Source organism: Burkholderia sp. BCC0097 (genome assembly GCF_902832985.1).
GTDB classification, from domain to species: Bacteria; Pseudomonadota; Gammaproteobacteria; order Burkholderiales; family Burkholderiaceae; genus Burkholderia; species Burkholderia orbicola.
In genome coordinates this window covers 404,066-426,332 of sequence record NZ_CADFDM010000004.1, presented here as the reverse complement: position 1 = coordinate 426,332, position 22,267 = coordinate 404,066, and the positions used below count along the sequence as shown (strand labels likewise).

23 protein-coding genes are annotated in these 22,267 nt (G+C 65.2%); 14 read left to right on the top strand and 9 right to left on the bottom strand.

Annotated elements, in window-relative coordinates; translation table 11 throughout:
• Positions 1 to 63 precede the first annotated feature (63 nt).
• The 9 genes from HWX07_RS15650 (at position 64) to HWX07_RS15610 (ending at position 8,259) form a co-directional block, all read left to right on the top strand.
• Complete coding sequence (locus tag HWX07_RS15650) at positions 64 to 1,224, top strand: branched-chain amino acid ABC transporter substrate-binding protein (protein ID WP_069230635.1); 1,161 nt, start codon at positions 64 to 66, stop codon at positions 1,222 to 1,224.
• A gap of 91 nt (positions 1,225 to 1,315) precedes the next feature.
• On the top strand, positions 1,316 to 1,606 hold the full coding sequence (locus HWX07_RS15645) for an XRE family transcriptional regulator (protein ID WP_164728213.1): 291 nt from the start codon (positions 1,316 to 1,318) through the stop codon (positions 1,604 to 1,606).
• Between the two features lie 155 nt (positions 1,607 to 1,761).
• The gene (locus tag HWX07_RS15640) at positions 1,762 to 2,721 is read left to right on the top strand and encodes a chlorinating enzyme (protein ID WP_175876829.1); all 960 of its coding nucleotides are present in this window, start codon (positions 1,762 to 1,764) and stop codon (positions 2,719 to 2,721) included.
• Between the two features lie 22 nt (positions 2,722 to 2,743).
• Positions 2,744 to 3,001 carry a phosphopantetheine-binding protein gene (locus HWX07_RS15635; RefSeq protein WP_175876828.1) on the top strand — a complete coding sequence of 86 codons (258 nt, stop codon included), beginning with the start codon at positions 2,744 to 2,746 and terminating at the stop codon, positions 2,999 to 3,001.
• A complete protein-coding gene (locus HWX07_RS15630) occupies positions 2,998 to 3,762 on the top strand; it encodes an alpha/beta fold hydrolase (protein ID WP_175876827.1) in 765 nt (254 codons plus the stop codon). The genes HWX07_RS15635 and HWX07_RS15630 overlap by 4 nt, the downstream gene beginning before the upstream one ends.
• 3 nt (positions 3,763 to 3,765) lie before the next feature.
• Positions 3,766 to 5,331, top strand: a complete 1,566-nt coding sequence (locus tag HWX07_RS15625; protein ID WP_175876826.1) for an amino acid adenylation domain-containing protein — start codon at positions 3,766 to 3,768, stop codon at positions 5,329 to 5,331.
• 5 nt (positions 5,332 to 5,336) lie between these two features.
• Positions 5,337 to 5,810, top strand: coding sequence for a YbaK/EbsC family protein (locus HWX07_RS15620; RefSeq protein ID WP_023475376.1), 474 nt, complete (start codon positions 5,337 to 5,339; stop codon positions 5,808 to 5,810).
• An 11-nt stretch (positions 5,811 to 5,821) separates the two neighbouring features.
• The gene (locus tag HWX07_RS15615; RefSeq protein ID WP_175876825.1) at positions 5,822 to 6,964 is read left to right on the top strand and encodes an acyl-CoA dehydrogenase family protein; all 1,143 of its coding nucleotides are present in this window, start codon (positions 5,822 to 5,824) and stop codon (positions 6,962 to 6,964) included.
• Positions 6,965 to 7,038: 74 nt separating this feature from the next.
• A complete protein-coding gene (locus HWX07_RS15610; protein WP_175876824.1) occupies positions 7,039 to 8,259 on the top strand; it encodes a cation:proton antiporter in 1,221 nt (406 codons plus the stop codon).
• A gap of 210 nt (positions 8,260 to 8,469) precedes the next feature.
• On the opposite strand, the gene HWX07_RS15605 is transcribed toward HWX07_RS15610, so the two are convergent.
• Positions 8,470 to 9,162: a glutathione S-transferase gene (locus tag HWX07_RS15605; protein ID WP_175876823.1), complete on the bottom strand. Its 693-nt coding sequence runs from the start codon at positions 9,160 to 9,162 to the stop codon at positions 8,470 to 8,472.
• Positions 9,163 to 9,308: 146 nt separating this feature from the next.
• Here HWX07_RS15605 and HWX07_RS15600 point away from each other — a divergent pair, with 146 nt between their 5' ends.
• Positions 9,309 to 9,884 (top strand): TetR/AcrR family transcriptional regulator, encoded by a 576-nt coding sequence (locus HWX07_RS15600; RefSeq protein WP_175876822.1) that lies wholly within the window; start codon positions 9,309 to 9,311, stop codon positions 9,882 to 9,884.
• A gap of 102 nt (positions 9,885 to 9,986) precedes the next feature.
• On the opposite strand, the gene HWX07_RS15595 is transcribed toward HWX07_RS15600, so the two are convergent.
• The 4 genes from HWX07_RS15595 to HWX07_RS15580 all read right to left on the bottom strand — a co-directional run bounded on the left by HWX07_RS15595 (position 9,987) and on the right by HWX07_RS15580 (position 14,546).
• Positions 9,987 to 10,493 (bottom strand): GNAT family N-acetyltransferase, encoded by a 507-nt coding sequence (locus HWX07_RS15595; protein ID WP_175876821.1) that lies wholly within the window; start codon positions 10,491 to 10,493, stop codon positions 9,987 to 9,989.
• A 96-nt stretch (positions 10,494 to 10,589) separates the two neighbouring features.
• Positions 10,590 to 12,614 (bottom strand): SMI1/KNR4 family protein, encoded by a 2,025-nt coding sequence (locus tag HWX07_RS15590; RefSeq protein WP_175876820.1) that lies wholly within the window; start codon positions 12,612 to 12,614, stop codon positions 10,590 to 10,592.
• 138 nt (positions 12,615 to 12,752) lie between these two features.
• Complete coding sequence (locus HWX07_RS15585) at positions 12,753 to 13,322, bottom strand: YdeI/OmpD-associated family protein (RefSeq protein WP_175877111.1); 570 nt, start codon at positions 13,320 to 13,322, stop codon at positions 12,753 to 12,755.
• 96 nt (positions 13,323 to 13,418) lie between these two features.
• Positions 13,419 to 14,546, bottom strand: coding sequence for an aminotransferase class V-fold PLP-dependent enzyme (locus HWX07_RS15580; protein WP_175876819.1), 1,128 nt, complete (start codon positions 14,544 to 14,546; stop codon positions 13,419 to 13,421).
• 274 nt (positions 14,547 to 14,820) lie between these two features.
• On the opposite strand from HWX07_RS15580, the gene HWX07_RS15575 reads away from it, so the two are divergent.
• Positions 14,821 to 16,002 carry a serine hydrolase domain-containing protein gene (locus HWX07_RS15575; RefSeq protein WP_175876818.1) on the top strand — a complete coding sequence of 394 codons (1,182 nt, stop codon included), beginning with the start codon at positions 14,821 to 14,823 and terminating at the stop codon, positions 16,000 to 16,002.
• Positions 16,003 to 16,101: 99 nt separating this feature from the next.
• Here HWX07_RS15575 and HWX07_RS15570 read toward each other — a convergent pair whose 3' ends face one another.
• The 4 genes from HWX07_RS15570 to HWX07_RS15555 all read right to left on the bottom strand — a co-directional run bounded on the left by HWX07_RS15570 (position 16,102) and on the right by HWX07_RS15555 (position 20,861).
• Positions 16,102 to 17,274, bottom strand: a complete 1,173-nt coding sequence (locus HWX07_RS15570) for an FAD-binding oxidoreductase (protein ID WP_023475367.1) — start codon at positions 17,272 to 17,274, stop codon at positions 16,102 to 16,104.
• A gap of 150 nt (positions 17,275 to 17,424) precedes the next feature.
• Positions 17,425 to 18,576 (bottom strand): branched-chain amino acid ABC transporter substrate-binding protein, encoded by a 1,152-nt coding sequence (locus HWX07_RS15565; RefSeq protein WP_011694518.1) that lies wholly within the window; start codon positions 18,574 to 18,576, stop codon positions 17,425 to 17,427.
• Positions 18,577 to 18,994: 418 nt separating this feature from the next.
• Positions 18,995 to 19,186, bottom strand: a complete 192-nt coding sequence (locus HWX07_RS15560; protein WP_012338779.1) for a CsbD family protein — start codon at positions 19,184 to 19,186, stop codon at positions 18,995 to 18,997.
• Between the two features lie 142 nt (positions 19,187 to 19,328).
• Positions 19,329 to 20,861, bottom strand: a complete 1,533-nt coding sequence (locus HWX07_RS15555) for a PAS domain S-box protein (RefSeq protein ID WP_175876817.1) — start codon at positions 20,859 to 20,861, stop codon at positions 19,329 to 19,331.
• Between the two features lie 396 nt (positions 20,862 to 21,257).
• On the opposite strand from HWX07_RS15555, the gene HWX07_RS15550 reads away from it, so the two are divergent.
• The 3 genes from HWX07_RS15550 (at position 21,258) to HWX07_RS15540 (ending at position 22,100) form a co-directional block, all read left to right on the top strand.
• Positions 21,258 to 21,422: a hypothetical protein gene (locus tag HWX07_RS15550; RefSeq protein ID WP_006484627.1), complete on the top strand. Its 165-nt coding sequence runs from the start codon at positions 21,258 to 21,260 to the stop codon at positions 21,420 to 21,422.
• Between the two features lie 76 nt (positions 21,423 to 21,498).
• Positions 21,499 to 21,849, top strand: a complete 351-nt coding sequence (locus HWX07_RS15545) for a BON domain-containing protein (RefSeq protein WP_006479803.1) — start codon at positions 21,499 to 21,501, stop codon at positions 21,847 to 21,849.
• A gap of 53 nt (positions 21,850 to 21,902) precedes the next feature.
• Complete coding sequence (locus tag HWX07_RS15540) at positions 21,903 to 22,100, top strand: CsbD family protein (protein WP_006479804.1); 198 nt, start codon at positions 21,903 to 21,905, stop codon at positions 22,098 to 22,100.
• Positions 22,101 to 22,267 lie beyond the last annotated feature (167 nt).

The window sequence follows — 22,267 nt, the reverse complement described above, 5'->3', positions numbered from 1 at the left end:
AGGCACCGGTCAGTTGCCGGGCGTGACGGGAAGTTCTCAACCACACTCGCAGGAGAGCCGCACTTGAAACGAGCAAATTTATCCAGCGCACTCAAGCTTTCGCTGAACGCCACGCTTTCGGTGTTGGCGCTTGCCGCCGCGACGGCCGCGAGTGCAGACCCGGTCGTCGTGAAGATCGGCAGCGTCGAGCCGTTGACCGGCGGGATCGCGCATCTTGGTAAAGACAACGAAAACGGCGCGCGCCTCGCGGTGGAGGAAATCAACGCGAAAGGTCTGACGATCGGCGGGCATTCCGTCACGTTGCAGCTCGACGCCCAGGATGACGCAGCCGATCCGCGCACGGCCACGCAAGTAGCGCAGAAGCTCGTCGACGACAAGGTGGTGGCCGTGGTCGGTCACCTGAACTCGGGTACGTCGATCCCGGCCTCGAAGATCTACAGCGAAGCCGGCATCACGCAGATCTCCCCGTCCTCGACCAATCCGGTCTACACGCAGCAGGGCTTCAAGACCACCTTCCGGGTCGTGGCCACCGACGCGCAGCAAGGCCCGGCGCTGGCCAACTATGCGAAGAAGCTGGGCAATATCCACCGTGTGGCGATCGTCGACGATTCGACCGCCTACGGCCAGGGCCTGGCGAACGAATTCGAGAAGCGCGCGAAGGAATTGGGCATCACCGTGCTGTCGCACGATGCCACCAGCGACAAGGCCATCGACTTCCGCTCGGTACTCACCAAGATCAAGGGCGAGACGCCTGACGCGATCATGTACGGCGGCTCGGATTCGACCGGCGGCCCGTTCGCCAAGCAAGCCAAGCAGCTCGGCCTGCGCGCACGCGTCTTCACGGGCGACGGCGTCTGCACGGAATCGTTGGCCAATCTCGCCGGCGATGCGACCGAGAACGTGGTGTGCTCGCAGGCCGGCGCGGCGATCCAGACGATGCCGGGCGGCGAGGCGTTCCAGGCGAAGTACAAGAAGCGCTTCGGACAGGTGGTCGAATACGACGCGCCGTTCGCCTACGACGCCGTGTACATCATCGTCGATGCGATGAAGCGGGCGAAATCCACCGACCCCGCCAAGATCCTCGCGCAGATGCCGCCGACCGACTATCACGGCGTGATCGGTGAAACCCAGTTCGATTCGCACGGCGATCTCGCGCATGGCGTGATCTCGTTGTACGTCTACAAGGCAGGCAAGAAGACGTTCCTCGATCAGGTGAAGATGTAAGCGGGCCGTTGCCCGGGATCGCGGAATCGAGAAATCGTGCAGGGCGGATTTGTTCAGGCAAAACCCCGGATCTTTTTGAAGGAGAGCCGTTGTGTCCGTAATGACGTATTTCGAATTCCGCGATCAGCTCAAACGCGCGCGGCTGACCGTACGGGAATTCGCGAGCCTGGTGAAGATGAATGAAAATTCAATCACCAATTATTCACAAAAAGGTGTGGTACCGTCTCACCTCGCGGTAATCGCTCTCTTGATGGGCGAAATGGCTGACCATCAAATCGAATTTCGCGATATTATCGATCAAATGGAAATCGAGCAGAAGAAACCGCGCGGCGCGCCGATCAAGTTCGGCATGAGCCACGCCAAGCCGGCCCTGCAGGGCTGAGCAGCTGTATCGCCTGCGGCTCGCGACATGCATGCCGCGGCGCGAATCAAACTCCCGGATTAAAAACAAAAACGTAACAACAATAAAATAGATTCGCTTTTTGATGTCGCAGTCGAGCAATGCAGTTCCATCATTCGAGGGCCGTAAAAATAACCATGAACAATACTATCGAGGTACGTAGTTCCAGGTTTGCTTTGAGCCAGGAAGAATTGGCAGATTTTCATCGCAACGGCTATATCGGGCCGTTCGATCTTTACCCCAGCGACCAGATGGAAGCCAACCTTCAGGCGCTGCGCCCCAAGCTGCTGAACACCAAAAAGGCCATCTACAGCCAGGAAAAATCGATTTCCGGCGTCACCAATCTGGCCAATTACGATCGCCATCTCGATGTCGACTTCCTGGCCTCGCACATCACGCGCCCGGAAATCACCGACCGGGTCGCGAGCATCCTCGGCCCGGACGTACTGTGCTGGCGCTCGGAGTTCTTCCCGAAGTATCCGGGCGACGAGGGCACGGACTGGCATCAGGCCGACAACTTCTCCAACGTGGCCGGCTCCAAGCACCCGCAGATCGTATGGCCGGAGGATGCGCAATTCGGCGGCACCATCACGGTCTGGTCGGCGTTTACCGACGCCACCATCGAGAACGGCTGCCTGCAGTTCATTCCCGGCACGCATCGCACCATGAACTACGACGAATCGAAGGTCATGGAGTATCGCGAGGACGCCATCAACAACCGGGAAAAACAGGGCGTGCGCCGCGGCTTCTTCGGCTACGACTACCGGCAGCTGCAGAAGGACCCGAACTGGAGCCCGGACGAGAGCCAGGCCAAGTCGATGGTCATGCGCCAGGGCCAGTTCATCATCTTCTGGTCGACGCTCATGCACGCGTCGCATCCGCACAGCGGGCTGACCGACAAGATGCGGCTGGGGTTCGCCGCGCGCTATCTGCCCAACTCGGTGCGCGTCTATCCGTATTCCAACACGCTGGAGGAATTCGGCGGCAGCGCCAGTCTCGACAAGTTCGGCTGCGTGCAGGTCGCGGGCCAGGACGCCTTCGGTCACAACCGTTTCGTCACCGAGAACGTCAACGGCTTCCGTTTCCAGGCCAACTAATCCGGCAGGAGCACTAAATACCATGAGCAATCGCAACGATATAACCGAGATCGAGGCGTGGCTGGTCGAGGCCTGCGATGCATTGGGCCTGCGGATCGAGAACGCCGACAGCGACTTCTTCGCGGCGGGCGGCACCTCCATCACCGCGGTCAAGCTGCTTTCGCGCGTGGAGGAGCGCTTCGGCGAGGATGCGCTGACCCCGGAGGCGCTGTTCGAGCAGAGCCGCCTGTCCGACATCGCGAGCCACATCGCGCAACACAGCGAAACGCGCACCTCGTGACGCAGGCGCAAGCCGGCGCGGCCCAGGCACGGTGGTGCCTGGTTCCGCGCCCCGTGGCCGCTCCCCGGCTGCGGTTGATCTGTTTCGCCTATGCGGGCGGCAGCGCCGACCTGTTCCGCAACTGGGTCGAGCACCTCGCCCCGGATGTCGAGTTGGTGGCGGTGCGCCTGCCCGGCCGCGGCATGCGGCTGCGCGAGCCGCTGTACGGCGAATGGCCCGCGCTCGTCGAGGATTGCGCGAGCGCGCTCGCGCCGTATCTCGGCGAGCCGCACGCGCTGTTCGGGCACAGCTTCGGCGGCCGTCTCGCCTATGAGATCGCGCAGCGAATGCGCCCGGTGCTGCCGCCGGGCACCTGCCGGGGGCTGTTCATCGGCGGCTGCCGCAGCCCCGACAGTCCGCAGGCGCGGCCTTACCTGCACGAACTGCCGGAGCCGGCGTTCCGCGCCGCGTTGCGCACCATGGGCGGCACGCCGACCGAGGTGCTCGAGGACGAGCGGCTGATGAACCTGATGCTGCCCATCATGCGCGCCGACATGCGGCTCGCGGAGCTGTGGGGCAACTGGCACCGCACGCCGCTCGACGTACCGCTGCATGTCTACTACGGCCACGCCGATCCGATCGACAGCGAGGCCAGCGTGGCCGGCTGGCGCGGCTTCACCACATCCGGATGCGAGCTGGTCGGGTTCGACGGCGCGCATTTCTTTCTCGATAGCCATCGCGAACTGTTGCTTGCGCACATGGCCACTCGTTTGAGGAGCTAGTTGATGAAATCGCTTCGCTGCGATGAAGCCGCATGGTCGCTTCACGAGCGGATCAACCAGACGTCCGTGCCGTACCCTGACGACGCGAGCATCGGCGAGTTGTTCGATCGCGTCGTGGCGCGCCGGCCGGACGCGGCAGCCGTGATCACGGCGAGCCGGACCTGCACCTATCGTGAGCTGGACGACTGCGCCAATGCGCTGGCCTGGCGCCTGATCGACGAGGGCGTGCGCCCCGGCGACGTGGTCGCGCTGGTTCTGCCGCGCGGCGTCGATCTGGTGGCGGCCTTGCTGGCGATCGTCAAGGCCGGCGCGGCCTACCTGCCGCTCGACGCAGCGTGGCCGGCCCAGCGTGTCGCGCATCTGATCGAGCAGACCGGCTGCCGCCATGCGTTGCACGGCGCGGCCGGCCCGGCGCCCGCGGCGCTCGGCGCGTGTCGCGCGCTGCCGGTGTCGGTCGACGCGCTCCGCGAGGAAGGCCGATGCGAAGCGCCCCACGGGCGCGCGACGGCGGCCTCGATCGCCTACATCAACTTCACGTCGGGTTCCACCGGCCAGCCCAAGGGTGTGCCGATCGAGCATCGGAGCGTCGCGCGGCTGGTCTTCGGCGCGCGTTATGCGCGGCTCGACACGGAAAGCCGGGTGCTGCAGATGGCGCCGGTCACGTTCGATGCCGCGACCTTCGAGATCTGGGGACCGCTGCTCAATGGCGGCGCGTGCGTCGTCTACGAAGACGGCTTCGTGCGCGCGTCGCGCCTGCGCGACCTGATCGAGCGCCACCGGATCAACCTGCTGTTCCTGACCACCGCGCTGTTCAACGCGCTCGTCGACGAAGCGCCGGCGACGCTCGCGAGCGTCGAAACGGTGCTGACCGGCGGCGAGGCCCACTCGCTACGCCACATGAACGAGGCACTGCGCCGCTACGGCGCGGACCGGATCGTCAGCGTCTACGGTCCGACCGAATGCACGACCTTCACGACCTGGTATCCGGTGCGCGAAATCGGCCCCGACGAAACCATGTTGCCGATCGGCCTGCCGATCCAGAACACACGCCTCTATGTCGTCGACCAGGATGCGCTGTGCCGCGCCGGCGAGCCCGGCGAGATCTGCGTCGCGGGGCCGGGCCTGACGCCCGGCTATCTCGGCATGCCGGAGATCACCCGCGAGCGCTTCGTCGAATACGAGATCGCGGGGCGACGCGAGCGGCTCTACCACACCGGCGATATCGGCTACCTGCGCGAGGACGGTGTGCTGGTGTTCAAGGGGCGCCTGGACGACCAGGTCAAGATCAACGGCTTCCGGATCGAATTCGGGGAGATCGCGTTCCATCTGCAGAACCGGCCCGAAGTGCGGCGCAGCTATGTGACCGTGCATGACAACGGCATCGAGAAGCGGCTGGTGGCGTTCGTCGTGCCCAAGAGCGAAGGCAGCGGGGCCGAGCAGATTCGGGCCGCGCTGGCCGAGGTCCTGCCCGCGTACATGGTGCCGGCGCAAATCCATCTTTGCGACGAACTGCCGATCTCGGCCAACGGCAAGATCGATCATCGACATCTGAAACAGACACTGGAGTGACAAGCATGAGCCTGAGCAAACGCGCCCAATATTTCCAGGATCTGCTGGCGGATCGCGGCCTGCAGATGGAAGTCCTCGAACTGCCCGCCTCCACGCGCACCGCCGACGACGCCGCACGCACGCTCGGCTGCCAGAAGGCGCAGATCGTCAAGTCGCTGGTATTTCGCTCGCTGGCCGACAACCGGCCGGTGGTGGTGCTCGCCAGCGGGCCGAATCGCGTGAACGAGGCGGCGATTTCCGAATTGATCGGCGCGCAGATCGTCAAGGGCGATGCCGACTTCGTCAAGGAAACCACCGGCTTCGCGATTGGCGGCGTGCCGCCGTTCGGCCACCGGGAGGAAGTTGCGCTGCTGGTCGACGAGGACCTGCTCCAGTTCGACGAACTGTGGGCGGCGGCCGGTACGCCGAGCGCGGTGTTCAAGATCGCCGGCCGCTTCACCGACGTGCTGCCCGCGCATCGCGTGGTCTCGGTGAAGTAACGAGGCTGCCCATGTCCAGCCCCTATCCGGACGAGTCGTATCGCGGCTTCGCGGCCGAGCTGCGCGAGCGCCTGCAGGCCTGCCTGCTGCCCGAAGCCGAGGGCGCCGAGGCGCGCGGCCATCTTCCGCGCGCCATCTGGCCGGCGCTGGCCGCCGAGGGCTGGCTGGACCTGCCGCTGGCGGGCGAAGGCTTCGTGCGCAGCGCCGTGTTCCTGGAGGAGCTGGGACGCCTCGGGTATGCGGGCGTGCGCGCCGCGATCGGCGTGCATGCGTTCATGGCGGCGTCCTACCTCGCCTGGTTCGGCGACGACGCACAGCGCGAGCGCTATCTGGCGAGGATGCGCGACGGCACGGCCGTGGCGGCGCTCGCCATCACCGAGGATCAGGCCGGCAGCGACCTGAGCGGCCTGCAATGCAGCGCCGCGGCGAGCGACGACGGCTGGCGCGTGAACGGCACGAAACGCTTCGTCTCCAACGGCTCGCAGGCCACGCTGATCGTCGCGCTGGTCCGCAGCAACGCGCAGCGCCACGCGCTGGGCGGTTGCAGCCTGCTGGTCGTGGATGCCGAGGCGCCCGGCATCACGCGCACGCCGCTGAACCTGCTGGGCTGGCGCAGCGCCGACGTCTGCGACATCCGTTTCGAGGACGTCGCGGTGCCGCGCGAGAACACGCTCGGCAAGCCCGACAAGGCGTTCACCTACCTGATGCGATGCCTCGACTTCGAGCGCATGGTGGCGGGCATGCTCGCGCTCGGTGGCGCGGGATGCAGCATCCGGCTGATGAATCGCTTCGTGCGCCAGCGCGTGGTGCGCGGCGCGCCGCTGAGCGCGAACCAGACGATCCGTCACGAACTGGTCGAATTGATCGCCGAATTGCGGCTGTTGCGCCATTTCGCTTATCAGCTGGTGCAGCAATACGTGGGCGGCAAACTCGGCAGCGGCGACGCGTCGATCCTGAAGCTGCGCAGCACCGAGCTGGCGAAGCGAGCGGCCCATCTGTGCGCGCAATTTCACGGCGCGCGCGGCTACCTGTCGGAATCCGATGTCGCGCGGCTCTATCGCGACGCGACCGCCGGCACGATCGCCGCCGGCGCCAGCGAACTGGTGCGCGAAATCATCTTCGACAGCGTCGACTCGGAAGCACTGCTCGACTGAACCCACTGCCGCGCGCGCCCGCAGGGCCGCACGGTCGCGAAACGACTTTTCCCTTCCTGCGCAAGGAACACGTGATGTGGCTGATACAAGTGGCGCTCGTCGTTCTGGTCTGTAACGGCTGCGGCGCGATCGCGGAGCGGCTCGGACAATGCAAGGTGATCGGCGAGATCGCCGGCGGCATCCTGCTCGGCCCGCTCGCGCTCGGCGTCGTCACCCCGTCGCTCTATCACGAGCTGTTCACGCCCGACAACACCTCGGCGATCAGTCGCATCGGCGAGATCGGCCTCGCGTTGCTGATGTTCGAGATCGGCCTCGACGTGCGCCTGCCGGCGCAACGCGCGCTGCTCGGGCCGGTGCTGATCGCCGTGCCGGGCATGCTGCTGCCGTTCGGCGGGGGGCTGACGGTGGGCTGGCTCGCCCACGACGTCCTGGCGCCGCAGCAGCCGTTCTGGCCGTTCGTGTTGTTCTGCGGCGTGGCGCTGTCGGTATCGGCCGTGCCGGTGATGGCGCGCATCGTGACCGACCTGAATCTCACGCGGCATGCCGGCGCCGCGTCGGCGCTCTCGGCGGCGATGGTCGGCGACCTGCTCGGCTGGGGCGCGCTGTCGCTGCTCGTCTGCCTGTCGCACAACGCCGCCGGATGGCGCGCCCTCGGCGTCAACGTCGTGCTGCTCGTCGCCTACGTGGCGCTGCTCGTGATCGCGGCCAAGGGTGTGCTGCTGCGCGTGGTCGGGCGCTCGCTTGCGCAGGGCTGGTCGCGCGACACGGTGGCGATCCTGGTCGCCTCGGTGCTGGTGTCGGGGTGGATCACCTCGCAGCTCGGCTTCCATAGCGCGTTCGGCGCGCTGCTGATCGGCATGCTGCTGCGCGACGTACCGAGTGTGCGCGAGCAGTTCGACCGCCTGCTGGGCGGCTTCCTGCATACCATCCTGATGCCGATCTTCTTCGCCTGCGCGGGCCTGAACCTGCAGTTCTTCGACGTCACCGCCCATGCGCAATGGCTCTGGCTGCTGGCCTTCATCGTGGTCGGCTTCGCCGGGAAATACCTGGGCGTGTTCGCCGGCGCGCGACTGACGGGGCACACGAGCGGCGACGCGACGGTGATCGCCACGCTGATGAACGCGCGCGGCCTGATGGAGCTAGTCTTCCTGTCGATCGGGCTGCAATTGCGCATCCTGCCGCAGAACGTCTACACGATGCTGGTGATCTTCGCGTTGTTCACCACCGCGATCACCGCGCCGCTGTTGCGCCACCATCTGCGCCCGGTGGCGGACGGCGCGACGGGGTCGGTGTAGCGCAAGGCGGCGGCCACGGCTCAGTGCAGACCACGGTGCCGCCTACGGCCCCGCCACTCTGGCCGACTCAACGGCAAGGGATTTCATGCCGTATGACAGCGATTACTTCATACAACGAAGCATCGCCTGCCGCGTCCCGCGCCGTTCAATGTGCGCCGTCCAGGTGCTGCGTGAACCGCCTGCCCTTTATCGGCCGGCGGCCACGCCAGATCAAGTCAAGTTGGCAAACACCGGCTGGTTCCTGACGCTCTCACGCTGGCGCATTCTCGCGTACCAGGCCCGAAGCGCCTCGCACTCCTCGGGCACCGGCAGCTTCACCAGCATCGCAAAGATCAGACCGCCGATGACGGTGATGTCGGCCATCGAGAACGCCTCGCCCGCGACATACGGTTGGCTTTGCAGAACGGCATCGAAATAGCGCATGCCCCTCAGCGCCTTGTCGCGTTGGCGGAACCCCCACTCCGGATTTTGATACGTCTCGACGTCGGGGCCCAGCCCCGGCGTGCCGTGATGGAAATAGACGCTGATGGCATCGAGCAGCTCCAGCTCGGCGCGCTTGCTCATCATGTGGATGATGCCCTTCTCGCTTGGCGTGCTGCCGGTGAGCGTAGGCACGCCATCGAGCGCGTCGAGGTATTCGGTAATGGCCGTGCACTCGGCAATACAGGTTCCATCACCGAGCTCCAGCACCGGCAACGTACCCGAATAATTCTTGCCGGCGATGAACTCGGGTTTTTTGTGCTCGCCCTTGTAAAGATCGACCATCACGAACTCGACGCGCGATTGCAGCCCTTTTTCGGCCAGCGCGATACGCACGCGGGTCGGATAGGGCCCTGTCGGGAAATCGTGGATCTTCATCACGGGTAGTCGGGCTGGGTCGAAATCGGCGTTACTGGAAGTCATTGCAGGGGCGCTCCGTAGTCGGTTGCACTGGATCGGACAACGTGAAACCACGTCGCCCACGAATCTACCTAACGTTTGTTAGGTTAACCATATAAGGTACAATCCGGGGTGTCAACATCCATTTCCTGCGCGCGGAGACTGAAGCGGTGACGAACGATGCGAGCTCGAACTCGAGAGAAAGAATCCTGGCAGCCGCCACGAGGCTCGCGCAGACACACGGCTACGGCGGGTTGAACTATCGGGATCTCGCCAGCGAGGTGGGGATCAAGGCCGCGAGCATCTACCACCACTTCGAAAGCAAGGCCGATCTTGGCGCAGCGGTAGCGCGGCGTTATTGGGAGGATTCAGCGGCGGCGCTGGACGACATGCTGGCCAACTCGCGCGATCCGCTGGATTGCCTGCGTCGCTATCCGGATACCTTCCGCAAGGCGCTCGAGACCGGCAACCGCCTGTGCCTTTGCAGCTTCATGGCGGCCGAAACCGACGACCTGCCGGAAGTCGTGATGAAAGAAGTCCTGGCCTTCGCCGACGTGAATGTCGCGTGGCTGAGCAAGGTTCTGTCCGCGGCGGCGGTGGTCGGCGCTCGGGAAAGCAAACAGCGGGCGCGGGCCATCTTCGCCGCGATCGCCGGCGCCCAGCTCATCGCGCGGAGTCGCGCCGATCTGTCGCTCTATGACGCGCTGATCGACAATTATCGTAAAGCGGGCCTCTTGCCTGCGTAGCAGGGCAACGGTGACGCGGCTTCGAGTGACGTCGAACGTTCGCGAACGCGCGATGGTCAATCGTGCGGCCTACTGGTAGCGTTTGCAGACGAACCGCCGCGATCACCGGCTGGTCGAACTGACAGGTTTTTCGTACAGGGACCAGACAATACCGTCCGTTTTCAATCCGACGCGGACAAAGCCCAGCGACTCGTAGTAAGCGCAGAGCTTCGTGTTTTCAGCGCCGCAGTCGAGTCGAAGCAAACGCCGATTCAAGCGGCTCACCTCATGCGCGCACCAGTCGAGCATGAAGCCGCCGAGCCCGAACCCGTTGAAACCTTGCCGCACGCAAAGGCCGTGCACGTAGCCTGCAATCGGCGCTTGAGGCCCCCAGTGCCTGTCCTCGTCGAAGTCGAGCGAGAACGTGCCGATCAGCGCGCCATCCTGTTCGACGACGTACACGGCTTTCTCGGCGACATGGTTTCGCACCCACCGCTCGGAGAAGCCGTCGCCTTCCCTGCCCCACACGTAGTCGCCGTGCGTGACTTTTTTGGCATGTGCGTCGTTCCGGATCTGTGTCAGCACCGGGACATCGTCTGCCGTCGCTCTGCGGACGCTTTTTGAGATCATCGCTCGTTTCTCCGTTGAGTCTGAGCCGCCATCTCGGCGCATCGCGTCACGCGTCGATTATCGACGAGATGGCACGACCACACGCTCCACGGATACTCAACTTGATTGTCGCGCCGACGCGATACCGGCAAGCCACTCCGGAAAACTCCTCGCGATACGCTCGCGCCGCGCATCATCATGCCAGACCCGAATCACTTGGCCGGCGACGCCGCCCTCAGCGGGATCGAGGTCGACACACAAGTGATTACCGCTGCCGTCATGCGTAAACGGAATCCATTTCAGGTTGTACCAGTCGTCGGCGATGCCGGCATCCGGTTCCGATGTCATGTCACCGAAATCGCCAGCGTCCACGAGACCTTTCCAAATGCGCCATTGCGCGAGGATCTCGCGAGCACTCAGCAGCGCATCGCTTCCGGAAAACGCCTCGCCCAACGCCGCCTGTCCATCGTGAATGCGCAGACTGTCGACGAGTGCGTCAGGCAGCGTCGCACCCAGCGCGACCTGTAAGGCAGCGATGTCATCGTCGGACGCGGGTCCGTTGAGTCCGCCAGGCAGGCGTGACGCATCGGCGGCGAATGCTGCGTCGAGCCATTGCCATGTTTCGCGAAGGTCGACGGGGCGTGCGTCGTCGATATCGACGGTTGTCGTGCGGGTTTCGACGGCCGGCGGCGATTGTGGGGCTGCCTCGGCGGATGTCGCCGCCACCTGGCGCGGCGGCTCGCTGGAAAGGTCGCGATCGAGACGCAGGAACAGCACGGGCGAACCTGCCCCCATCGGATATTCCGCAGCCGGGATCGCGACGAGCACATCGGCACGAACGACACCGCCTATCAACCCGTCGCCTTCGGGCGGAAGCAGGCGGACGACCACGTGTCCGTCGGCCCCACGATGCAGGTTACCCCATCGCATCGCGTTCAGTTGGGCATCGCGCTCGACGCTGTGGTCGATGATGCCGGTTTCCCAATGCGGCCCGGGCGTTGCGGCGTGCTCGAGCAAATCGAGCACACGCGGCATGATCGCGTGCATCAGCATCGCCACTGCGCTCGTGTGGCCCGGCAGGTTGATCAGCGTGGCCTGATCGTAGCTGGTCAGGACCGTCATCCCGCTTTGCGTACCATCGGGCCGCGTGAACGGGAGTGTGGTCTTCTTCGGTGGCGAGCGATCGTCACTGCGTCCGAAGTTGAAACGATCAGCCGGTGTTTGTCTGATCTCGACGGTCGCCTCGTCGCGCGAATACACTCGTCGCGCATTCAGTCCGATGTCCCGGAAGGGCGGCGTGGCAGGCAATCCGGCTCCGACGATCAGGTCGTAACGTTGCGCGAACTCGGCGAGCTTCTTCTGGAATGCGTACTCGTTCTGTTGCACTTCGAGCGGCGGCAGTGTCATGTCCGGCGGCTCGATGTACTCGATCGACGACACCGTGTATCCCCAGCGCTGCAGTACCGCACGGATATACGGTCCGCTCGTATCGGGCCGCTGCCATTGCTCGCGAGCGATGCCGGGAGCGCGCTGCTCATACCCGACGATCACTACGCCAATGCGCGGCCGTTTCGTCACCTCGATATCGCGGACGCCTGCCGCTGTCAGCGCGATCTGCAATTCGGCCGTTATCCGGCTGCCCTTGGGCAGGAGCAGGCTGCCTTGTCGATATTCGCTGCCGGAAGCGATGACGTGTTGCCCGGCGGATAACGGCGCGTGCAGCAGCAGGAAAGGCCGAGCGCCGCGATGCGTCACTTCAAGACCGCCTTTCGGGACGACGGTGTCGGCGTTTTCCGGCAGCGGGAAATACGGAGGGACATCGACCGCACACTGCGCGTGGATTGCGCGAGCCGCCGGACTGCCCGCCGACGAAGCCAGTGCGCGTCGACTGAACTCGAAATCGAGCTCGACCGGTGCACCATGCGTCGCATGTACGGTATCGGATGCGCGCAATGCATAGCCTTCGACCGCAGCGAGCGGAACGGGCGGGACATTCTCCGGTGCGAAAACATCGGCCGCCGTCACGCGCGTCAGCGCATCCTCGATCGGCACTGTCTCGGATTGCATCGCGCCCGGCACGACGCGGCGACAGCGTTCATAGGGCTGGTTAAGCCAGAAAGGGAAGTTCTCGTGATCGCTCATATGGTGAATGTTTTCGTGCCGCGGTCCGAAGATACCAGCCCTTCGTGGCATGCAAGCGCACGACGGCTGCCAGGTGCGAGCGATCACTACGAGCTATACGCCCCATTCGACAAAATCTCCGTCGGAAACCCCACTCATCTACGGATGAAAAGTCTCGCCCCGCTTCAGCATGTCGATGAATTCCGCGATTTTGCGCGCCCGTGTTTCCGGCTTCCTGGCGTTCTGTATCCGGAACAGGATCGCATAGCGATTACGGCTGTTCAGCGTCGCAAAAAACTTAGCGGCTTTTGGATTGGCGTCCAGAGCCGCCTGCAAGTCATCAGGCACGATCGAATTGCTGGCCGACGTATAGGCAGCCTCCCAACGGCCGTCTTGTTTGGCCTTCTCGATTTCACGCAGGCCGGCCGGGCGCATTCTGCCGGCGACGATCAGCGCTTCGGCCTTGTCCTTGTTGATTTTGGACCAGATGCTCTTCACCGAGCGCGGGGTGAAGCGTTGTAACCAGTATTGCTCGCTCTCGGCCTTCTTCTGGCCATCGATCCAGCCGTGGCAGAGGGCGCTTTCCACCGCCTCTTCATAGCTGACGGTTCGCTGCCCCGCGCCTTTTTTCGCGAGCCGCAGCCATGCTCCAGTCGACGTGCCGCCGTTTTGCTCCAACCAGCTTTCCCATTCAGCCTGACTGGCAAACGTTAGAGCGCCTTCGGTCATGTCACGATCCAGAATGGTTGCGTTTTCAACGACTAAAAAGCCGCCGCTCAACGAATGAGCGGCGGCCACCAAAACACTCCACCCCGCAAAGCCGCGTCAAACAATCCGGTTCAACGCATCGGCAAACCGCTTCACCGCGCCATCGACATCATGCAGCTTGTCGAGACCGAACAACCCGAGCCGGAACGTCTTGAAATCCTCCGGTTCGTCGCATTGCAACGGCACACCCGCCGCGATCTGCAAACCGACATCGGCGAACTTCTTCCCGGTGCGAATCCCGTCATCGTCCGTGTAGCTCACCACGACACCCGGCGCCTCGAACCCTTTCGCGGCCACGCTCCTGAACCCCTTCTCCGTCAGCAGCGCACGAACGCGCTCGCCGAGTTCGAGTTGTTCCGCCTTCACCTTGTCGAAGCCGTACGCGTCGGTTTCCTTCATCACGTCGCGCAGCGTCGTGAGGCTGTCCGTGGGCATCGTCGCGTGATACGCGAACCCGCCGCCCTCGTACGCTTCCATGATCTGCAGCCACTTGCGCAGATCGCACGCGAAGCTGGTGCTGGTCGTCGCATCGATACGCTCGCGTGCGAGCGGGCTCAACATGACCATCGCGCAGCACGGCGACGCGCTCCAGCCCTTTTGCGGCGCGCTGATCAGGATATCGACGCCGCTCGCCTGCATGTCGACCCACACGGTGCCGGATGCGATGCAATCCAGCACGAACATGCCGCCGACCGCATGCACGGCATCGGCCACCGCGCGCAGGTATGCATCGGGCAGCATGATCCCGGACGCGGTTTCGACGTGCGGCGCAAACACGAAATCGGGTTTGTTGGCGTGGATCGCGGCGACCACTTCCTCGAGCGGCGCCGGCGCATAGGCCGCTTGCCTGCCCGCTTCGACCGGGCGCGCCTTCAGCACCGTCGTCTCGAACGGAATGCTGCCCATGTCGAAAAGCTGCGACCAGCGGAAGCTGAACCAGCCGTTGCGGATCACGAGGCACTTCTTGTTCGTCGCGAACTGTCGCGCCACGGCCTCCATGCCGAACGTCCCGCTACCCGGCACGATCGCGACCGACTTCGCGTTGTAGACTTTTTTCAGCGTGGCGGAAATGTCGCGCATGACACTCTGGAAGCGCTGCGACATATGGTTGACCGAGCGATCGGTGTACACCACCGAATATTCGAGGAGCCCCTCGCGGTCAACATCGGGAAGTAAACCTGGCATGCTCGCCTCCGGTGAAAGATGAACGATGGAATCAGGACGAGCAGCGTCTTCGATTCGATACTGCTCTGCACCATGCAAATGCGTCATTTCCTCGACGAAAGCAGATTCTAACGAACGCCGCCGGACGATTGGCGCCTATTTTGGCGGCCGCCGGGGTCGGTGTTCGCCGCCGCCGCCCGCCGCGCGCACATTGCCCTGTTCCGTGTAAGGGTTAACGACGCGTGCGGCAACAGCCGCCTAACATGTCGACAGCCCCCTCACGACGGAATTCACGATGACCTCCTCTCCCGCATCGTCACTGCATTCGTCCACCGATCCGGCGCTCGCCGAGCGCATCGACACGGTCCTGTCCCGCCAGCTCGACACGCAGCGGCTGGTCGGCGCGGTCGTCCTCGTCGCCCGCGACGGCGAGCTCGTCTATCGCCGCGCGGCCGGGTTCGCGGATCGCGAATCACGTACGCCGATGCGCGAGGACACGCTGTTCCGGCTCGCATCGGTGACGAAGCCGATCGTGTCGGCCGCCGCGATGGCGCTCGTCGCGCAACGCAAGCTGTCGCTCGACGAAGACATCGCGCGCTGGCTGCCCGACTTCCGTCCGGCGCTGCCCGACGGCCGCGTGCCGACGATCACGGTGCGCCAGTTGCTCGTGCATACCGCCGGCCTCGACTATCGCTTCAACGAAACCGACGCGAACGGCCCCTATGCGCGTGCGGGTGTCTCCGACGGGCTCGATGGCGCATCGATCACGCTCGCCGAAAACCTGCGCCGGATCGCGAGCGTGCCGCTGCTGTTCGCGCCCGGCACCAGCTGGAACTATTCGCTGTCGATCGACGTCATCGGTGCGCTGATCGAGGCCGTCTGCGGCGTGCCGCTCCCCGATGCGATCGATGCGCTCGTGCTGCGCCCGCTCGGTGCGCGCGACACGGGCTTCGTCGCACGCGATCCGGCGCGGCTCGCCACGCCGTACGTGAACGACACGCCGCAGCCGCACCTACTCGCCGAGAACGAGACGGTGCCCATCGACGAAGGGTTCGTCGGCGTCACCTACTCGCCGTCGCGCGCGCTGAATGCACAAGCGTTCCCGTCGGGCGGCGCCGGAATGGTCGGCACCGCGGGCGACGTGCTGACGGTGCTGGACACGCTGCGCACGGGCGGCGGCGCGATCCTCCCCGCCGAGCTGGTCGACGAGATGGGCCGCGTACAAACCGGCGATTTGGAATTGCCGGACCTGCCCGGCGCGGGCTTCGGGATCGGCTTTTCGGTGCTGCGCGACCCGCAGGCGGCCGCATCGCCGGAATCCGTCGGCACGTGGCGCTGGGGCGGCGTATACGGTCATTCGTGGTTCGTCGACCGCGCACGCGGGCTCACCGTCGTGTCGCTGACGAACACGCTCTACGAAGGAATGAACGGGCAGTACACGCTCGATCTGCGCGATGCCGTCTACGACGCGCGATAACCCGCCCGCGCAACGAAAAAAGGCCCGACAAGCGTCGGGCCAACGGGTTTGAGACACTAGGAGAATCCCGCCCACCCCATACCGGGCGGTCACGCCGCGCTACACGACGTTCTTTTCGACGATCGGCCGGTTTTCGAGCACGCGCGCCCAGCCGAGCGACGACAGGTCGAGCGTGTCGTAACGCCCGCCCAGAATGAGTTCGCTGACGCCCCGCCCCGTGGCCGGCCCTTGCTGCAGCCCGTGGCCGCTGTAGCCGTTCGCGAACACGACGTTGTCGAGTTCGGGGTGGTAGCCGATGATCGCGTTGTGATCGAACACGTTGTACTCGTAGTAACCGGACCAGCAATTCTCGACGCGCAGCGCCTCGAATTCCGGCACGCGGTGCGCGAGCGTCGGCCAGATCACGTCGTCGAACAGATCGTGGTCGACTTCGTCGAGCGGCAGGTCGTCCGGGTCGCGATCCGGGCTCGGCGACGTGCCGCAGATATACGTACGCCCTTCCGGCCGGAAATACACGCCGGTCGGATCGATCAGCAGCGGACAATCGGCGAGCTTCGCCGGCGAAGACACGTTGAAGATGCTGCGCCGCCGCGCATACACGGGAATGTCGATGCCCATCATCGACGACAGCGTGCGCGTCCATGCGCCGGCCGCGTTGACGAGCGTGTCGCACGCATAGCGCTCGCCGTCGCCCGTCACGACATGCGTGATCCTGCGGCCGTCGCGCACCACGTCCTTCACATCGGCCGGCACGTAGCGCGCGCCGAGCGCCTGCGCCTTCTTGCGCAGCGCCTGCACGAGCCCGTAGCCGTCGAACCAGCCTTCGCCGCTCACGCCGTACGCGCCCGACACGAGATCGTCCACGTTCAGCCACGGAAATTTCGCGCGCAGCGCGTCGCCGTCCATCAGCCGGATATCGGCGCCGAGGCGCGTCTGCAGCGCATGGTTCTCGCGCAGCGTCGCGTCGCCGGCCGGCGTCGCGAGGAACAGGTAACCGCCTTCGTGCAGATCGATCGACGGCCGGTTGCCGTCCACTTCGAGCCGCTCGCCGATCGTGCGCAGGAACTCGATGCCGAACAGCGACATCTCGATCGACAGCGGCGTGGAGAACTGCTGGCGAATCGACGCGGCCGACAGCGCCGACGACGATCTGGCATAGGTGGGGTCGCGCTCGATGACGGTCACGGCGACCGTGGGATCGGTGGCGCGCAGGAAATAAGCGATCGAGCTGCCGATCACACCACCGCCGACGATGACGACTTGAGAACTCACGACTGACTCCGGTTGCACGTAAAAGGCTCAGGGCCTGTGGGTGATTCGCGCCGCGACTCGCGCGGCGTCGCGCGGGCAAACTTCCTCGACGATCGCCTGGCTATTTCAGCACGCCCGGCATCGCCGCGAAAGTCCGCGCGCAGGTTGCGTTCAGTCCGCCGACTGGGTCGTGACGGGTTGCCACGCGGCGTTCTTCACTTCATACAGCGTCGAGCTCGGGTTCTTCAGGTCGCCCGTGTTCGTGAACGCGATGGTGCCCGTGATGCCGTCGTAGCGCGTGCCCTTCAGCGCGCCGTTGAAATCAGCCGGCTTCGTCGAGTTCGCCTTCTGCATCGCGTTGATCGCGATCCACGTCGCGTCGTACGCGAACGGCGCATACGCGAGCATGTCGACGCCGTACTTCTGCTTGAATTTCGTTTCGAACAGCTTGCCCTTCGCGAGACGCGACAGCGGCTGCCCGTATTCCCACACCGATGCGCCTTCGGCCGCATTGCCGGCCAGCTTGATGAAGTTCGCGTTCATCACGCCGCCGCCCGCGAGGAACTGCGCGCGGATGCCGAGCTGGCGCATGCGCTTCACGAGCATCGCGGCCTGTGCGTCGAGGCCGCCGAAGAACACGAGATCGGCGTTGGTGCTCTTGATCTTCGTGAGCTGCGCGCTGAAGTCGACGGCCTTGTCGTTCGTGAATTCGCGCGTGACGATCGTGCCGCCGTTCGCCTTCACGGCCTTCTCGAATTCGTCGGCTTCGCCCTGGCCGAACGCGGTGCGATCGTCGATGATCGCGATGCGCTTCGCCTTCGTCACGCTCGCGGCGTACGCACCGGCGTTGCCCGCGTTTTGCGTATCGGTCGCGATCACGCGGTACACGGTGCCGAGCCCGGCGCGCGTGATGTCGGGATTGGTCGCCGACGGCGTGATCATCGGAATGCCGGCCTTCGCGTAGATCTTCGACGCGGGCAGCGTCGTACCGGAATTGAAGTGGCCGATCACGACGGCCACCTGCGCGTCGGCGAGCTGCTGCGCGGCCTGCACGCCGGTGCGCGGATCGCTCTGGTCGTCCTGCGACGCGATGACGAATTTCACCGGCTTGCCGCCGACCATCGTGCGCGCGGCATTCGCTTCGTCGACCGCCATGCGCACGCCGTTCTCGATGTCTTTCCCGTAGGCGGCGCCGCCGCCCGTCAGCGGGCCGGCCACGCCCACCTTGACGATCGTCTCCTGCGCATGGGCCGCGCCCGTCTGGAACGCGAGAAGCGCGGCGGTCAGTGCAACGCCGGAAAGCGAACGAATGCGGAACGTCATGGCTGTCCTTCTTCTGGGGGTCGGGATGCAACGCGCGATCGGCGCGCGTCGGCAACCTCCTGCGCGCCGGTGCTGGCTTGCGCCGCCGGAGCGCCATGCGCCCGACCGGCTGGCCAATCACCGCGGCTCCGTCTCCGAAGAACCTTTCACCGCGAAAGAGGTGAATGGATTGTGGGTAGCCAATACCCGTGCAGCAAACGAAATATCGGAACTATGTTGTGAGATTTGGTCATCAAGTTCCGTGGTCATGGCCGATCCGCGGCCCGTACGACGGTCGGCTCTGGATGGAGGTCTTCGTAGGGAATGGCGGCCGCGCCGCCGGGTAAAGGCCGACCGTGGTCATGCCGGCAACGCATCATCGTTGCGATGCCGGCCCGGCCGGCCTTCGCGACGCCCCTTGCGGGCGTCGCGTCATCGATCAGTGCCGATCGGTGCCCGTCTGGTTGCGCACCGCATCGGCCGCCTCGCCGGCCTTCTCCTGAAGCTTGCCGGCCTGCTGTTCGGCCACGCCTTCCGCTTCGGTCTCGCGGTCGCCCGTCACCTTGCCGAGCGCTTCCTTGACCGAACCCTTGACCTGTTTGAGCTTGCCTTCGATGCGATTCTTGTCCATGGTCATCTCCTGCGATGGTTTGAGGGAGAGCCGGCGATGCGGCGCGCCGCGTCGCACCGCCGAGTGGACAGGATCGCAAGCGGGCGCCGCGCGAGGTAGATGCGGATGCACCAATTCGCATGGTGCATTCGTACCGCCGCGCTCAGGCCTTGCCCTTCGCGCCGCCCTTGTCGCCGCGCGCGCCGTTCGCTTCGGCCGCGCCGACGATCCCGCGCTCGCGCGCCCATACGATCGCCTCGCCGCGGCTGTGCACGTCGAGCTTCGCGTAGATCGTCGCGACGTGATTGCGCACGGTGTTCGGCGCCAGCCCGAGGCGGCCGGCGATTTCCTTGTCGGCCAGACCGTGGCACAGCAGGTCGAACACGTCGCGCTCGCGCGCGGTCAGGTCGGACAGCTGCGCGCCCGCATCCGGCGCATTCGCGCGCCGCACGTTCGCGAGCTTCTCGATCAGCGTGCGGCTGAACCACGACGCGTCCTGCATCGCCGTCTCGATCGCATAGACGAGCTCCATCTCGGTGCGCTTGCGGTCGCTGATGTCGAGCAGCGCGACCAGCAGGCAGTCGCGCCCGTGAATCGCGACGGGGTCTGCCGACACGACGCAATCGCGCACGTCGCCGTCGCGCGTGCGGATCTGCACGTCCACGTTGCGCACGTGACCGTCGCCCGCGAGCCGGCCTTCGATACGCGACCACGCGCCGCGTTCGGCCCACAGCCCGATCTCGTCCGCGGATTTACCAAGGAGATCGGCCTGTGCATGGCCCGTCATCGCGGCAAACCCGTCGTTCACGTCGAGCAGCTCGAAACGGTCGGCCGTGACGATCGCCATCGCGACCGGCGCCATCCGGAAGGCCGTCGCGAAGCGTTCCTCGCTTTGCATCAGCGCGCGTTCGGCCTGCTTGCGCGGCTCGAGATCCATGAACGTGAACAGCATGCACGCCTCGCCATTCATGTCGATCGGCTGCCCGGCGACGACCACCGCCTTGGTGTTGCCGTCGGCGAGTTTCAGCACGGCTTCCATCTGCGGGATCGTCGCGCCTTCGCCGAGCCGCTCGATCGCCAGTTCGCGTCGCTCGGCCTGTTCGAGCACGTCGATCTCGTACACCGAGCGGCCGAGCACGTCGTCGCGCGCGTGGCCCGTCATGTCGAGAAAGCCCTGGTTGACCTTCACGTAGCGCAAGTCGTCGAGCCGGCAGATCACGGCCGGCGCCGGATTCGCGTTGAAGGTGCGCTCGAAGCGTTCCTCCGCGCTCGCCCATTCGGTCGCGTCATGCAGCACGAGCGCGAGGCAGTCGGGCGCGCCGGCCGCGTTCGTCAGCACCAGGCTGCGGATGCGGTGCACCCAGCTCACCGACTCGTCGGCGGCCGACTCGACTTCGACCGTCACGTCGCTGAATTCCTCGCCGGCGATCACGCGATCCATCGGATAGTGGCCGTCGCGCACCGGATGGTTGTTCCGGTAGCGCAGCCGGAATCGCTCGCGGTATTCGGTGACGTCCGCGCCGAGCGCCTTCAGCTCGGTCACGCCGTGCATCGCGAGCGCGGCCTCGTTCGCCCAGACGATCCGCTGGTCCGGCTCGATCAGGATCACGCCCTCGGTCAGCCCCGCGATGATCTGGTGCAGCTGGCGCCGGTCGGTATGCGACTTGAGCGCCTGTTCGTCTACTGGTTCGTTCATCGAATCGTTGTCCCTTGTCGTCAACATGAGCGATCAACACGAGCGCCGGCCGAGCGCCCGTTGCAGCGGCATGCCCCGGCCGGCGCGTGCGGCGATGATCGCGTGCCGCGCAACGGCGCGACACGCGCGAATGCACTATCTCGAATAGTACATTCGCACGCCGCCCGTGATCGTGCGGTGCCCCGCCGAATGGTGCGGTGCGGCTGGCGCCTGTCGCGCCGCGTTGCCCGGGCCGTGGTGCATGTACCCGCCCCGCCGTCTGTTCCGTCCCCCAGTGCAAACGCACTAACCGATCCGGTGAATTTGCGCGATGTCCGCTCGCGTTCGCGTCGGTACGCTGGTACTGCATCGGCGCTCATGCGCTGCCCTTTCATACCGCAGAGGGAGGACACACGGATGAAATTGCATCAGACACCCGATCCGACGCGGCCCGAACCGGCCCCGGACAATCCGCCCGAACCGGCGCCCGGCACCGACCCGCCGGTCCCGCTTCCGCCCGACGTGCCGCGCCCGGACATGCCGCCGCGCGAGCCCGGCTACGACACGCCGATCGCGCGCTGAACGCGCCGGCACCGCGCGGGAACGCGCCGTGCTCACCGACTGATTGATTCAACCCGCCAATCGAAGGAGAACATCAATGAACAAGACCTCGCACCTTTCGACCCTGCTCGCCGTCAGCGCGGCCTTCCTGCTTTCCGCCGCGCCGCTCACGAACGCGCATGCCCAGGCCTCGTCGACCGACAGCGGCATGGCGAGCGAATCGAATCAGCCTGTCACCGACACGTGGATCACGACCAAGGTGAAAGGTGAGCTCGCAACCACCGACGGCGTGAAGAGCACCGACATCAGCGTGAAGACGGTAGACGGCGTCGTGACGCTGACGGGCGTGCTGCCGACGAAGGTCGCCGTGAAGAAGGCCGTCGCCGTGACACGCGCGATCAAGGGCGTGAAGCACGTCGACGCATCCGGCCTGAAGGCGAAGGCCTGAGCTACCCCGCGGCCGAGCGCCGCACTTTTCTCCCCTTACGAAAGGAGCACACCATGAACGAAGACAAGATCAAGGGCCAGTGGAAGCAGCTCACCGGCAAGCTGAAGGCCAAGTGGGGCAAGCTGACCGACGACGATCTCCAGGTCGCGGAAGGCAATCGCGATTATCTGGCCGGCAAGATCCAGGAGCGTTACGGGATCGCCCGCGACGAAGCCGAGAAGCAGTTGAAGGAGTTCGACCGCGAGCTGTAACGCGCCAGTCGTCTCACCCCGCCGCGACGCACACCGCGTCGCGGCCACGAGGAGGACCACGACATGGGCAAATATCTGATCGCGTGGCTGCTCGGCGTACCGATCGGGCTGCTGGTGCTGTTTTTTCTGGTCACGCACCTCTTCTGACGCGCGACGCCCCGTCAATG

Excerpts from the sequence above, each read along its gene's own strand:
- HWX07_RS15640 (WP_175876829.1), top strand. The coding sequence starts at position 1,762 with ATGAACAATACTATCGAGGTACGTAGTTCCAGGTTTGCTTTGAGCCAG.
- HWX07_RS15635 (WP_175876828.1), top strand. The coding sequence starts at position 2,744 with ATGAGCAATCGCAACGATATAACCGAGATCGAGGCGTGGCTGGTCGAG.
- HWX07_RS15625 (WP_175876826.1), top strand. The coding sequence starts at position 3,766 with ATGAAATCGCTTCGCTGCGATGAAGCCGCATGGTCGCTTCACGAGCGG.
- HWX07_RS15620 (WP_023475376.1), top strand. The coding sequence starts at position 5,337 with ATGAGCCTGAGCAAACGCGCCCAATATTTCCAGGATCTGCTGGCGGAT.
- HWX07_RS15615 (WP_175876825.1), top strand. The coding sequence starts at position 5,822 with ATGTCCAGCCCCTATCCGGACGAGTCGTATCGCGGCTTCGCGGCCGAG.
- HWX07_RS15610 (WP_175876824.1), top strand. The coding sequence starts at position 7,039 with ATGTGGCTGATACAAGTGGCGCTCGTCGTTCTGGTCTGTAACGGCTGC.
- HWX07_RS15605 (WP_175876823.1), bottom strand. The coding sequence starts at position 9,162 with ATGACTTCCAGTAACGCCGATTTCGACCCAGCCCGACTACCCGTGATG.
- HWX07_RS15595 (WP_175876821.1), bottom strand. The coding sequence starts at position 10,493 with ATGATCTCAAAAAGCGTCCGCAGAGCGACGGCAGACGATGTCCCGGTG.
- HWX07_RS15590 (WP_175876820.1), bottom strand. The coding sequence starts at position 12,614 with ATGAGCGATCACGAGAACTTCCCTTTCTGGCTTAACCAGCCCTATGAA.
- HWX07_RS15585 (WP_175877111.1), bottom strand. The coding sequence starts at position 13,322 with ATGACCGAAGGCGCTCTAACGTTTGCCAGTCAGGCTGAATGGGAAAGC.
- HWX07_RS15580 (WP_175876819.1), bottom strand. The coding sequence starts at position 14,546 with ATGCCAGGTTTACTTCCCGATGTTGACCGCGAGGGGCTCCTCGAATAT.
- HWX07_RS15575 (WP_175876818.1), top strand. The coding sequence starts at position 14,821 with ATGACCTCCTCTCCCGCATCGTCACTGCATTCGTCCACCGATCCGGCG.
- HWX07_RS15565 (WP_011694518.1), bottom strand. The coding sequence starts at position 18,576 with ATGACGTTCCGCATTCGTTCGCTTTCCGGCGTTGCACTGACCGCCGCG.
- HWX07_RS15560 (WP_012338779.1), bottom strand. The coding sequence starts at position 19,186 with ATGGACAAGAATCGCATCGAAGGCAAGCTCAAACAGGTCAAGGGTTCG.
- HWX07_RS15555 (WP_175876817.1), bottom strand. The coding sequence starts at position 20,861 with ATGAACGAACCAGTAGACGAACAGGCGCTCAAGTCGCATACCGACCGG.
- HWX07_RS15550 (WP_006484627.1), top strand. The coding sequence starts at position 21,258 with ATGAAATTGCATCAGACACCCGATCCGACGCGGCCCGAACCGGCCCCG.
- HWX07_RS15545 (WP_006479803.1), top strand. The coding sequence starts at position 21,499 with ATGAACAAGACCTCGCACCTTTCGACCCTGCTCGCCGTCAGCGCGGCC.
- HWX07_RS15540 (WP_006479804.1), top strand. The coding sequence starts at position 21,903 with ATGAACGAAGACAAGATCAAGGGCCAGTGGAAGCAGCTCACCGGCAAG.